Origin of the sequence: Sphingobacterium olei, from assembly GCF_005048855.1 — a bacterium.
Classification (GTDB): Bacteria; Bacteroidota; Bacteroidia; order Sphingobacteriales; family Sphingobacteriaceae; genus Sphingobacterium; species Sphingobacterium olei.
On the sequence record NZ_SUME01000002.1, the window covers coordinates 652,081 to 665,556 of the forward strand.

At 37.0% G+C, this 13,476-nt stretch carries 11 protein-coding genes; 7 read left to right on the top strand and 4 right to left on the bottom strand.

Annotated elements, in window-relative coordinates:
• The first annotated feature begins 21 nt into the window (after positions 1-21).
• Positions 22-447, top strand: coding sequence for a hypothetical protein (locus FAZ15_RS06920; protein WP_136900567.1), 426 nt, complete (start codon positions 22-24; stop codon positions 445-447).
• A 40-nt stretch (positions 448-487) separates the two neighbouring features.
• Here FAZ15_RS06920 and FAZ15_RS06925 read toward each other — a convergent pair whose 3' ends face one another.
• Entirely contained in the window at positions 488-1,717 is a 1,230-nt protein-coding gene (locus FAZ15_RS06925; protein WP_136900568.1) for a glycosyltransferase, read from the bottom strand.
• 73 nt (positions 1,718-1,790) lie between these two features.
• Between FAZ15_RS06925 and miaE the strand changes: the two genes are divergently transcribed.
• Positions 1,791-2,372: a tRNA-(ms[2]io[6]A)-hydroxylase gene (gene miaE, locus FAZ15_RS06930; protein ID WP_136900569.1), complete on the top strand. Its 582-nt coding sequence runs from the start codon at positions 1,791-1,793 to the stop codon at positions 2,370-2,372.
• Here the strand turns inward: miaE and FAZ15_RS06935 are convergent, their stop codons facing one another.
• Entirely contained in the window at positions 2,373-3,014 is a 642-nt protein-coding gene (locus FAZ15_RS06935) for a DUF6266 family protein (protein ID WP_136900570.1), read from the bottom strand.
• Between the two features lie 291 nt (positions 3,015-3,305).
• Here FAZ15_RS06935 and FAZ15_RS06940 point away from each other — a divergent pair, with 291 nt between their 5' ends.
• The 5 genes from FAZ15_RS06940 (at position 3,306) to FAZ15_RS06960 (ending at position 11,033) form a co-directional block, all read left to right on the top strand.
• Positions 3,306-4,343, top strand: a complete 1,038-nt coding sequence (locus FAZ15_RS06940; protein ID WP_136900571.1) for an LLM class flavin-dependent oxidoreductase — start codon at positions 3,306-3,308, stop codon at positions 4,341-4,343.
• A 250-nt stretch (positions 4,344-4,593) separates the two neighbouring features.
• Positions 4,594-4,980: a Co2+/Mg2+ efflux protein ApaG gene (apaG, locus tag FAZ15_RS06945; RefSeq protein ID WP_136900572.1), complete on the top strand. Its 387-nt coding sequence runs from the start codon at positions 4,594-4,596 to the stop codon at positions 4,978-4,980.
• 515 nt (positions 4,981-5,495) lie between these two features.
• Positions 5,496-7,364: an ABC-F family ATP-binding cassette domain-containing protein gene (locus FAZ15_RS06950; RefSeq protein ID WP_136900573.1), complete on the top strand. Its 1,869-nt coding sequence runs from the start codon at positions 5,496-5,498 to the stop codon at positions 7,362-7,364.
• Positions 7,365-7,417: 53 nt separating this feature from the next.
• Complete coding sequence (gene mnmG / locus FAZ15_RS06955) at positions 7,418-9,277, top strand: tRNA uridine-5-carboxymethylaminomethyl(34) synthesis enzyme MnmG (RefSeq protein ID WP_136900574.1); 1,860 nt, start codon at positions 7,418-7,420, stop codon at positions 9,275-9,277.
• 199 nt (positions 9,278-9,476) lie between these two features.
• Complete coding sequence (locus FAZ15_RS06960) at positions 9,477-11,033, top strand: Ig-like domain-containing domain (RefSeq protein WP_238387178.1); 1,557 nt, start codon at positions 9,477-9,479, stop codon at positions 11,031-11,033.
• 11 nt (positions 11,034-11,044) lie between these two features.
• On the opposite strand, the gene FAZ15_RS06965 is transcribed toward FAZ15_RS06960, so the two are convergent.
• Both FAZ15_RS06965 and nadB read right to left on the bottom strand, forming a co-directional pair.
• A complete protein-coding gene (locus FAZ15_RS06965; protein ID WP_136900576.1) occupies positions 11,045-11,557 on the bottom strand; it encodes a gamma carbonic anhydrase family protein in 513 nt (170 codons plus the stop codon).
• 3 nt (positions 11,558-11,560) lie between these two features.
• Positions 11,561-13,153, bottom strand: coding sequence for an L-aspartate oxidase (nadB, locus tag FAZ15_RS06970; RefSeq protein WP_136900577.1), 1,593 nt, complete (start codon positions 13,151-13,153; stop codon positions 11,561-11,563).
• Between the last annotated feature and the right edge of the window lie 323 nt (positions 13,154-13,476).

Below are 13,476 nucleotides of genomic sequence, written 5' to 3' on the forward strand. Positions count from 1 at the left end.
AGTACAAATAATTATATACATATGAAAACTAGAATTACATTAATACTATTCATGGCGGTTTCCATAATCGGATTGTCTTCCTGTAGCAAGGAAACGATAGATAGCATCACTCGTGATACAGCTTTAAATATTATTACCGCCGGAGTATGGCAAAAAGCCACTAAGACAATATCTGGAAACTCAGATAACACATTAAATATAACGACAGAATTATTAGCTGAAGATCAAACGCTAAATTTTGACAAAGATGGTAAAGCTTGGATAAAAACGGAAGGATCTGATGTACAGACATCCAAGAATTATAACCTATCGTCTCCTAAAAAAATGACATTTGACGGTATGGATTATGATATTAAAGAAAATATTGTACAGTCAATCGCCACGTTGACCTTAATAAATATCACGGCTAGCGTGCGAACTGAGATTGTATTTAAAAGAAAGAGGTAAGGTAGTAACAAACGTTAAATTAGTGAGAAAAAAAGCGCAGCTAAGGTTGCGCTTTTTTGTTTTTTTCGGCTATCCAAAGCGCCATATATCTTGTAGCCTGATGCTGTTGATGAAGTAGAATCTGACCCATAAAGTTTTCATTCCTGTCTTCCGTCAAATGGTTGATTTTGGTTTCACAGAGGGAAAGAAGAGCTGTACCATAGATTGGGTTGGCGTAACGATCATTCAGGATTTGCACACCTTTGTGTTGGCAATCATACCAAAGCTCTTTATTGTGGTATAGTACAGCAGCTTTCTCTATAAATTCAGGATATTCATCGCATATGAAACCATTCCATTCGCCGTCTACCGACATGGATTCTGCTCCAACAGACGAACATACAGTGGGTGTTCCCGCTTGCATACTGTCCACAAATTTGCCCTTTGCTCCTGCCCCGAATGGAATGGGTGCCAGCAATACACGGTATCGTTCTAATACCTGTCGCGCATTATCAGCTCTGCCTTTTATGTAAAAGCCCTCCTGAGGTTTGTGTAATTGAAATACTTTTTCTGAAGCATAGGCTCCGTAAATGTGTAATTCCGCAGAAGGTACTCTCTTTCTTAACACAGGCCAAATGATATTTTTTAAAATTTCTACGGTCCGCCAATTGGGCTCGTGGATGAAATTACCAATAAAAACGAAATGTTCTCGTTCCTCAAAATTCAGCCATCGGTCAATTCTATCTGCTACAATTTCATCCTCCTGAAAGGGCAAATAGTATAAAAGATTTGGAGTTATACTAAATACCTTTTGTAGGAGCTCCATTTCATTTTCTGAAATGATGAGTGAAATATCGGATCGTAAAATAGAGGCTATCTCTCTTTTTGCCGTATCTGAATTTATATTTAGTGGTTGATTTTTCTTGTAGGCTTCTTGCCGGGCCAACCGCAAAAAATGCAGATCTTCCGTATCTAATATACGTAATGCATTAGGACAGTATTCTGCAACACGCCAACCGTACTGCTCTTCAATCATGAAGCGATCGAATAATACTGCATCAGGCTGAAGTTGACTGATAAACTTATCAAATGAGCTGTGATTTAACAGTATGTTATGTTCGTGAACGCCCAGTTTTATTAAATCATGCGAGTAATCTGATTTTCCGGCAGCAGATGCAAAATGTACTTCATAGGAATTCAGGAACAATTTAATCAAATGTAACATCCGCCACCCTGCAGCAGATGATGTTGGTTCCGGCCAGACAAGTCCTATGAATAAGATTTTTCTCATCTTCCGAAATTAGCTATTTTATTTTGCGTATAACATATCTTTATCTAAGTTTGGATTCAGAAATCGAATGACTATGCTTGGTTTAAAACTATTAACAGATCCGCGTTGGGCAAATATTGCGGAATCAAATTTAGAAGAAATCTTAACCGATCACGCTTGGTGTGAGCAAAAGGCAGCATCGAATGCTATTTCGTTGATCACTCAGAATTCGGAATACGAAGATTTGGTACATGAGCTGACAGCAATAGCCATTGAAGAAATGGAACATTTTAAGATGGTAATCGACATCATCAAAGAAAAAGGCTATACCTTAGGTCGTGAACGTAAGGATGATTATGTCGGCCAATTGATGAAATTTTCGAAGAAAGATGGCTCGCGTAATCAAGCCTTTATCGATAGATTGCTATTTGCAGCCATGATCGAAGCGCGAAGCTGTGAGCGTTTTAGGGTATTGACCCAGAATATAAAAGACGAAGCTCTGGCTAAATTCTACTATGATCTTATGGTATCAGAAGCCAATCACTATACCACATTTTTAAACTTTGCGCGCAAATATACGATTGACGTAGATGTGGATAAGCGATGGAAAGAGTGGCTGGACTTTGAGGGGCAACTTATTCAATCCTATGGAAACAAGGAATACATACACGGATAATTATCCCACAACACCTAGATAAACCGAATCAGATAAAATTTCCTTGTATGTATCAACAACGCCCACGTACACATGTGTCGGATTGTCGTTGGTAGATAACACAGAGGATTCTATCGTGCATTGACCCGCACTTGCCTCCGTCAACGCAATCCTCAGATCAACCAAAGCGGCATCAACTTTATAAATAAGTACGTTCAATTGATAAAAGGAATCTTGATGAACCGGATTTACGCGCCAACGAAAATGCAAGCTGTTTCCCTCTCGTTGCATCTCGCATTCCCTGGGAGGTTCCAAACTACCCCTAAATACCAAAACCTTTTCCGGATTTACAAACGGTACGCCTTGGTCGTCTAGCTCTACGCACTCTTTGCGTACATGCGATTGAGCTAATTGTACAGCTCCTACACGAGCTCCTTTAGGTGCTAGCTCTTTATAACCGTAACGTAATACCGGGTAAATTGGACCTAAAAAATTTGCCATAACTTTCATCTTCTCCCTGTTCAACAACTCGGCTGCGCTCGGTTGCTTTGTACTCGGTTTGCGTGCGCCTCGAATAATATTCTGTCCGTTTAGTACGTATCCGAACACGCTGCCTACTTTTCCGATAAAAGCTCCGTTTGGTCCATTTTTTTGTATTGCCATAATTCTTTATTGGGTTAGTTGTTTGTTAAAGTTAGATATAATTTCTTATTTTATTATCTATTTAAAGTTTTTTTAAACTCTGTTAAATAGGTTATTATAGGGTTTAACCCCTGCTAACCCCCTGTTATTACCCTCTTATATCCAATTAATACCCCAATAAATAGTGAAAACAAACTTACGTTATCTCTAAACAAAAGTTTAGAGACAGTTACCTAATCTCAAATTCTTAATGTAGTTCAAGAATTATTCGCAATCCCCAACGTACCTTTGTTTTATAAAGGAGGAAAAATTATGTTAGAATTAGGAATAGGTATGTTTGGTGATCTTCAAATTGATCCCAAAACAGGAGAAATCCAATCTACTCAACAACGTCTTCAAGAAATTATTGAAGAAATTAAGTTAATGGATGAAGTTGGTTTAGATTTCTTCGGAATGGGAGAACACCATAGATCGGATTACGCTGTTGCTTCCCCTGAAATTATTTTGGCAGCAGCTTCCACTGTTACCAAAAGCATTAAGCTCGGAAGTGCCGTGTCTGTATTGAGCTCTACAGATCCTGTAAAACTATACCAAGATTTTGCAACGGTAGATTTACTTTCAAATGGCCGAGCTGAATTGATGGCAGGACGGGGTTCCTTTATTGAATCATTTCCCCTTTTTGGATATGATCTAAAAGATTATAGTGAGCTTTTTGAAGAAAAATTAAATCTACTTGTAAAAATAAATAATCAGAACCCGATTAACTGGACAGGAAAATTCCGTAAATCGTTGATTAATCAGGACGTATTGCCCCGTGCTATAGACAATCATCTGCCGATTTGGGTTGCTGTTGGGGGAACTACTTCGTCTGTTATCCGGGCCGGAAAACTTGGTCTACCGGTTATGTTTGCCATTATAGGTGGAGCTTGGGAACAATTTAAACCACTTTTTGAATTGTACGAACAGGCATATGCTGATAACGGTCATGATATATCTAAATTTCAGGTTGGTGTTCACATGCATGCTTTTTTCGGAGAGAACAGCCAAGCTGTAGCCGATCAATATTATCCGGTTTATTCTGCTCAAATGAACAGAATAGGTGCTTCAAGAGGATGGCCCCCCTATCAACGTTCTCAATTTGATTTTGGAAGATCTCCACATGGTCATTTGGTTATAGGAGATGCGAATGAGGCAATAGAGAAAATCCTACACGTGAAAGAAGTCTTTGGTTTGACCCGTTTTTCAGCGCATATGGATGTGGGGAGTCCATTTCATAAAGATATGATGAAAGCGATTGAAATATATGGGAATAAAATCGCACCAAAGGTGCGCGAAGCAAGTAAAGTTTAGACTCTCCTTTTGCAGATTTGCGAATTCGCAAATCTGCAAAATTGTATATTTCTTTACAGTACCATTATGAAAAGTCGACGCAAGTTGTTATTTTTCCTCTATAAATAAATGCTTGATGGCAGAGGAGAGCGATAACCGCACGGCGCTCATTCATGCGATATGAACAAAAGCGAATGAATAAATTTGTTATCATATTCATCGCAACTATATTTTGTATATAAAAACAAATTTATCTAAGTTTGAATCAAATATGATCACGCAATCAACGTCTGGAATAAAAGTCTCTGTAGAATGTATCTATCAGCCGGAATATTCTAATCCTACTAATATGCATTTTATGTTTGCCTATCGGATTACGATTGAAAATACAAGTGATCATACAGCGCAGCTGATCGGCAGGCATTGGGAAATTTTCGACTCTATTGGTGAGCATAAAAAGGTTGATGGTGAAGGTGTGGTGGGCGAACAGCCTACTTTAGCTCCAGGAGAACTGCATCAATATGTTTCCGGTTGTAACTTAAAAAGTGATATCGGCTACATGGAAGGCTTTTATACAATGATCCGCGAAGTCGACGCGGCTATTATTCATGTTGATATTCCACGTTTTCATTTAATAGCTGACTTCCGGCTTAATTAACAGACATTTGTAAAAACATCACCTCTCCTCGTATTTTCCCTTCTAAAAAAGAATATTTCATTACTTTTGTAATTGGATAAGTATGTCTACGAAAAAATATAATACATTGGTATTGGGTGCCAACGTACTAGTTGGTGTTCAACTAGTCGATTTATTATTGAAATAGACCACGATTATCCCATTAACGTTGCGGTTATTCTGAAAAAGAACGGTGGCCAATTCGTAGCAATAGTTTCTAGTATGTTAGCCGATCCTGGTTCTAAAAATTCTATTTACGGCTAAAGGGAGAAACAGAAAAAGATTTAATTGCACAATCAATCGAGAGCACAAATATTTTTCGCACCTCCCTGCTTAAAGGAAACAGAAAAGAGAGTATATTATTAGAAAAAATGCAGGTAGATTTAAAAATTTACGAAGTATAGATTCGGCCAAAGTGGCTTCGACGGTGGTATATATCGCTACTTTTTCGAGCAATGGGGTTTACATTTACAAAACAGAAGAAATAAAAAAATAGCGTGAGTATATTAGGTACAGAACAGGTAAGTCATTCGTTCAACGACAAATGGCTATTTAAAGATTTGCATTTCGCGCTACAGCGAGGAGAACGGGTAGCTCTTGTAGGGATTAACGGGACAGGTAAATCCACCCTTTTGAAAATCCTCGCTGAAGTATTTCAGCCGAATCAGGGAAAAGTGGTAAAAGAAAAAGGAATTCGCATAGGTTATCTCCCTCAGGAACCTGATTTCACCGGATTAAATACCATAAATGATTTCATATACAGTGCGGACAACGAACAACAACAATTAATAAAAGAGTACGAACAACTAATTGATAGTCAACATATTGACAATAACAAATTAGCTGATATTACCGACAAACTAACGGCTTTAAACGCCTGGGAATACGAAAATAATATTAAGACTATTCTTAACAGGTTACAGATTTCCAATTTTGATCAACGAATAGATAATCTTTCCGGTGGGCAGAAAAAACGTCTTTCATTGGCTAAGTTATTAATTGACGAGCCGGATGTATACATTTTAGATGAGCCAACCAATCATTTGGATATCGAGACCATTGAATGGCTGGAGAAGTTGCTAACTACGGGCAACAAAACGGTACTAACAGTTTCACATGATAGGTATTTTCTGGACAATATATCTTCCGAAATCCGCGAATTAGATAAGGGGCAGCTTTTCATTTATAAAGGTAATTACGCATATTACTTAGAAAAGAAATCTGATAGAGAATACAATGATGTACTCTCTGCAGAAAAAGCTCGGAATCTATTGCGAAAAGAACTAGAGTGGATGCGAAGACAGCCTCAAGCTCGAGGAACGAAATCCAAGGCACGGATTGAAGCTTTTTATGATTTAGAAGATAAATCTAAAGGTCCCCGTCAAAACGATAAGGTACAACTGAGTGTTAAGGTATCCCGTCAAGGATCAAAGATTCTTGAAATTGAAAATATAAATAAATCCTATAACAATAAAGACGTTATATCTAGCTTTAGCTATATCTTCAAAAAAGGAGATCGTGTCGGATTGGCCGGTAAAAATGGCTCTGGTAAAAGTACATTTTTAAATCTTATTACGAATGAGGTACTACCAGATTATGGGAAGATTGAAATAGGAGAAACAACTAAGTTTGGATACTATAAACAAAGTGGACTTAAATTTAATGAAGGTGAACGTGTATTGGATGTTGTAAAGAACGTCGCCGAATATATCCAAATGGCAAATGGAGATACACTTACGGCGTCTCAATTACTAACGTTATTTCTCTTCCCGCCCGAAAAGCAGTTTGGAATGGTAAGCAAACTAAGTGGAGGTGAAAAAAAACGATTACATCTTATGCGGGTATTGATGGCTAATCCCAATTTTCTAATTTTAGATGAGCCTTCTAATGATCTAGATATAGACACATTAAATGTGCTGGAAGAGTTTTTGCTTAATTTCCCCGGAGTACTTGTTTTGGTATCACATGACAGATATCTAATAGACAAATTAACCGAACAACTTTTTATTTTTAACGGTGAAGGGTCTGTTACGATTTATAACGGAAATTACGCTGATTTCAAATCGGAGCAAGAACAAAAGATTAAAGAAGAAAAAGCACTTAGCAAAAATAAGGCTGCAACACTTATCCCCTCTCCTATTGAAAACCATTTAAAAAAGAAGTTAAGTTATAAAGAAATTAAAGAATATGAAGATTTAGAACTAGAAATCACTACACTTGAAAACAGTATAGTTGATAAAACTAATTTACTGTCTGAAATAGCAGATCATATAAAGTTAGCTGAAATAGCATCTGAAATTGAAAAGCTAAAATCATCACTCGACAAAAAATCAGAACGCTGGTTAGAATTAGCGGAATATATATAAAGTTTCACGTGAAACATAGCGCTATGTTTCACGTGAAACCACAGAATTGAAATATGTTTAAAAAATATAATGTTATTGTTGTAGGAGCTGGGCATGCCGGTTGTGAAGCTGCTGCTGCTGCTGCAAATTTAGGTTCATCCACCTTGTTAATAACGATGAACATGGGTGTCATTGCACAAATGAGCTGCAACCCCGCTATTGGCGGGGTTGCGAAAGGTCAGATTGTGCGCGAAGTAGACGCGATGGGCGGATATACTGGTATTATTGCCGACAAGTCTACTATTCAGTTCCGAATGCTAAATAAATCCAAAGGACCCGCGATGTGGAGTCCTCGAACGCAAAATGACAGAATGCGCTTTGCAGAGGAATGGAGATTGCAGTTAGAGTCATTGCCAAATTTAGACATGTGGCAGGATACCGTCAAGGAAGTAATCGTAGAAAATGGTCAGGCGAAAGGTGTCATTACTTCAATGGGTATCCGCATAGAATCAGACTCTGTGGTTCTTACTAACGGAACTTTTTTAAATGGTATAATTCATATTGGTGAAAAAAAATTCGGCGGAGGCAGAACAGGCGAAAAATCATCCACTGGTCTTACAGAGCAACTGGTATCACTTGGCTTTGAGTCAGGACGTATGAAAACAGGTACGCCACCACGAATAGATGGACGGAGCCTCAACTACTCCCTCATGGAAGAACAATGGGGAGATGAAAAAAAGAGTAGATTTTCATATACAAATATAGAAATGCCCACAGAACAACGTTGCTGCTGGATTACGTATACAAACGATAAAGTGCATGAAATACTGAAGACTGGTTTTGAAAAATCTCCTATGTTTACCGGACGGATCAAAGGTCTTGGACCCCGCTATTGTCCTTCAATAGAAGATAAAATAAATCGTTTTGCCGAGCGCGAACGCCATCAAATATTCGTTGAGCCTGAAGGATTCAAAACTGTGGAAATATATGTAAACGGATTTTCAACTTCCCTTCCGGAAGATATACAGCTGAAAGCCCTACAATTCATTCCAGGATTTGAACAAGCTAAAATGTATAGGCCGGGATACGCTATTGAATATGATTACTTCCCTCCTATGCAACTTGATCTTACACTGGAAACACAACGCGTAAAAAAACTATTCTTTGCGGGCCAGATTAACGGAACTACAGGTTATGAGGAAGCCGCCGCTCAAGGTTTCGTAGCAGGTGTAAATGCACATCAGCGAATAAACGATTTACATGAACTTATTTTAAAAAGATCTGAATCTTATATTGGTGTGCTTATCGACGACTTGGTTACGAAAGGTACAGAAGAACCCTATCGTATGTTTACGTCCAGAGCCGAACATCGTTTGTTGCTTAGGCAGGACAATGCAGATATTAGACTCACACCTTTAGCACACAAATTAGGTCTGGTATCTGAAGAAAGACTACAAAGTGTTCAGGAAAAAATTGATAATTCCGACGCTATTGTAGAATATATGAAACTAAATAGCATTAGTACAGATCGTATGAATCCTATGCTGGAAAAATTAGGATCAAGCACCTTAACACAAAAGTCACGTCTATTTAATATTTTAACACGACCTCAAGTAGGAATTCTGGATATTGCCGAAGCGGATTCCGACTTCCATACGTTTCTCAGTACATTTAATGAAGACACCATTGAACAGGCTGAAATTAAAGTAAAATACGACAGCTATTTTGAAAAAGAAATGGAAATTGTAAATAAAATGAAAAAGATGGAAGATAAAGAAATCAATCCGGATTTTGACTATTCTTCTCTGACCTCTCTATCTATCGAAGCGCGCGAAAAATTATTTAAAGTAAAACCGAGAACGTTAGGTCAGGCTTCGAGAATATCCGGCGTTTCTCCATCTGATATAAGCATTTTAATGGTTCACATGAGTTAATATACTGATTTTCAATATATTAAAAATAAAAAAAGATGATTAATATTAAGCGATATAAGACAATATTTTAAAATATATGAAACAGGTGTCCGAAATATATAAAAATGGCTCACAGAGCTTAAAAAGTAGTAAATTTCAAAAATTAGTTGTTTTAAGCTTTCTTATCCTTATATCATTAACGCTTTTTCGTTGTGCTAATATGCAACGGCCGACCGGTGGACCCAAAGATTCTTTACCACCAAAACTCTTAAATGAGTCGCCCGTAAACCTTACCACAAATTTTAATGCTTCTGAAATTATACTGACATTTGATGAATTCATTAAACTCAACAATCAATTTAAAGAATTCAATATCTCACCTGATGTCGATAAGCAGCCAGAATATAAAGTACGAAAAAAAAATCTACACATTAAGCTACCCGATTCGTTAGAAAATAATACCACCTATACAATCAACTTCGGAAAAGGATTGGTAGATTATAATGAAAGTAATCCAATTATCAACTATACCTATGTTTTCGCTACCGGCCCTGAATTAGATTCGTTAACGATATCCGGATCTGTTAAAAATGCGTATACCAAAGCATTTGACGAAAAAGTAGATAAAGACGTTCGCGTTCTTTTGATTCCTACTCGACAAGATTCCATTTTCGGTAAAAAGAAAGCTTCCATATATACCACCGTAGATACCAGCGGAAACTTTATCTTTCGAAATTTAAGAGAAGATACCTACCGCATTTATGCCTTACAAGAACAAAACAATGATAGAATATACAACAGCCCTGACGAAGCAATCGGATTTCTAAAAGATAGCATTGTATTGACAACCGATATTTCAGGTATACATCTTGAATATTCTAAAGGAAAGCCACAGGTACACCGTACATTAGATAAGAAAATAGAAAAGGATGGCAGGATATTGCTCACCTTTAATCAACAATTAGACGACCCTAATATAAGAGTTATCGATCCTAGTGTATATGATACCCAAAAGGTCGTCAACTACTCGAATTATAATGATTCCGCATTTATCTTCTTAGAAAAATTAGATTTCGATTCGCTAAAACTACAGCTAACTGAAAATGAGAATGTTGTGGATACTATCTTGATCCGTAGAGGAAAAAATGATAAATATGAACGATTCATCACACCACTTTTAAACGTGTCCAATAAGGTAGATAAAGTAAACCATATTACACTTACCAGTAAATACCCAATCGCTTCTGTCGATAAAAACAAAATACAATTATTAGAAGACTCTGTGTCTAGAAGAAATTTCCAATTACAACAAGATAGTTTAAACAGCCGTCTATATCATATTAGATTTAATTGGAGGCCAAACAAAAATTATGAGTTGGTCTTGGAAGAAAAGGCTATGCTCAGTCCTTTTGATGACTTTAATAAAGAACTTAAAACCAGATTTACACTTGACGAATCCGATAATTATGGAGATATTATCTTTAAAATAAGTGGTTTGGATACCTCTTTTAATTATATTGTGGAGTTAATCGATGAAGCCAAAACAAAGGTATTTAATAAACGGCTTATCAGAAATCAATCCACCTTAACGTATACTAAATTTCCGGGAGGAAAATATTCTATCCGAATCATACAGGATATCAACAACAATAATAAATGGGATGGTGCCAATGTATATACACTAGAACAAGCAGAACCCATTTGGTACCTTAATAAAACATTTACTATTCGTGCAAACTGGGAGCAAAACGAAACGATAGCTGTTAAATTCGAGTAGTAAGACAAGTTTTAATCGGAAAACCAAGAGCTGTATAATACATAGTTATGTGGTAGTTTCTGCAATAAATTAAGCTGATCTTCCGTAAGCGGTTTAACTTTCTTAGCGGGAACTCCGGCATATAAATACCCTGATTCACATATGCTGTTTTCCAATACGACCGCGCCGGCAGCTACAATCACATTTGATTCAATAACAGCTCTATCCATCACAATAGCGCCCATTCCAATCAACACATAATCGTGTATGGCACAACCATGAACGATCGCATTGTGACCTATATTAACGTAGCTTCCTATGTCGGTACCATTCCGTTGGTAGGTACCGTGAATAGTCACATTATCCTGTATATTAGAATAGTCACCTATCTTAATATAATTAACATCCCCCCGCACCACGGCGTTAAACCATATAGAACAATGCTGACCTATAGTAACATCTCCTACGATCGTACAATTAGGAGCTATGAAACTGTTCTCTCCAATGAATGGAAAATGTTCATTAACCGGTAGTATAATCGCCATATCTTATAAAATAGTATCTTCTAATACATCTGCATGATCCGGATAGTCTGTCGTGTAATGTAATCCCCTACTTTCTTTTCTCTTCATGGCAGATTTAACTACCAAATATGCTACTTGAATAACATTTCTTAGTTCACAAAGTTTTACTGAAAGCTTCGTCTTCTTATAAAAAGATTCTGTTTCCTCATGCAAAAGACCAAGTCGGCTCATTGCACGTTCTAAACGAAAATCAGATCGCACTATCCCCACATAGTCACTCATGAATTTTTGCGTTTCACGTAGATTATGTGTAACCAATATATCTTCGTTGGAAAGCCGCGTATTCGAATCGTCCCAATCAGGAACGTTATCTTGAAAATTGATTGTTGAAAATCGAACACTTGCATCCAAAAAAATGCGATGTGCATACACTGCAGCTTCCAGTAGTGAATTAGAAGCTAAACGATTAGCACCGTGTAATCCCGTAGAAGAACACTCTCCACAGGCATACAAATTTTGAATTGATGTCGCACCGAATTCATCAACTAATATCCCACCACATAAGTAATGCGCCGCTGGTGTAACCGGTATAAAATCGTTGGTCATATCTAATCCTATGGAAAGACATTTCTCATAAATATTAGGAAAATGAGAGAGTAAATCTGACTTACTCCGATGCGTAATATCCAAATAAACATAATCTAATCCAGATTTTTTCATTTCAGCGTCTATTGCTCGTGCAACGATATCACGTGGTGCCAACGAACCTCGTTCATCATATTCTTCCATAAAAGAATCCCCATTTGCTCTACGTAGAATACCACCAAAACCCCTCACTGCTTCAGAAATCAAGAAAGCAGGATATTCACTTGGATTATATAATGAAGTGGGATGGAATTGGATAAATTCCATATTTCTAACTTTGCCCTTAGCCCTATACACCATAGCTATTCCATCTCCCGTCGCTATGGTAGGATTGGTCGTACTCGCGTATACATGTCCCGCACCACCTGTTGCCATTAACGTTATTTTTGCAAGAAATTTCTCTACACGATTTGACCTCGTATTAAAAGCGTATATACCGTAGCAATTAATATCCTGGGATTTCTTATCCACATGCTCTCCTAGATGATGTTGAGTTATTAAATCTACGGCAAAATAATGCGTAAGTATTTCAATATTCGCATTTTGATGCACCTGACTCAACAAAGCACGTTCTATTTCATATCCGGTAATATCTTTATAATGGAGAATACGATGTTCTGAATGTCCTCCTTCCTTCGCTAAATCATATTCCCCAGAAGCCTCCTTATCAAAGGAGGTTCCATACGCGATAAGCTCGTCAATTCGAGCGGGTCCCTCTTTAATTACGTTTTCCACAACCTGTGGATTACATAAACCGTCACCCGCTGTATGCGTATCCTGAATATGCTTTTCGAAGCTATCTGTCTGATCTGTAACCACGGCTACTCCCCCTTGAGCATACTTTGTATTAGACTCATCCTCATTTGCCTTGGTAACGATCAATACTTTTCCCAACTTAGCAGCCTTCAACGCAAAACTTAAACCCGCTATACCAGAACCAACTATTAAAAAATCAACCTTTTTGAAAGACATATTGCTCTTTATATATATCCATTATTGTATAAGACAACAAATTAACAAAATATGTGGAAAACGTGTAGACAAATAGTGAATTAAATATGAAAACTATTTATTCTTCCACAATAGCTATAAACTTCACACATATGTTATGTAATTATTACCTCAATTTGAAGATAATATTAACAAATTATAAACTTCAAAAAATTCACATAAAAATATGGAAAATAAAATAGGTCTATATTTACATAATTGATAATCAGTACTAAATATACTTTAAAATGTGAATAAGTTGTTAATAAAAACAAGTTATCTATATATAAAAATAAATACGTTCT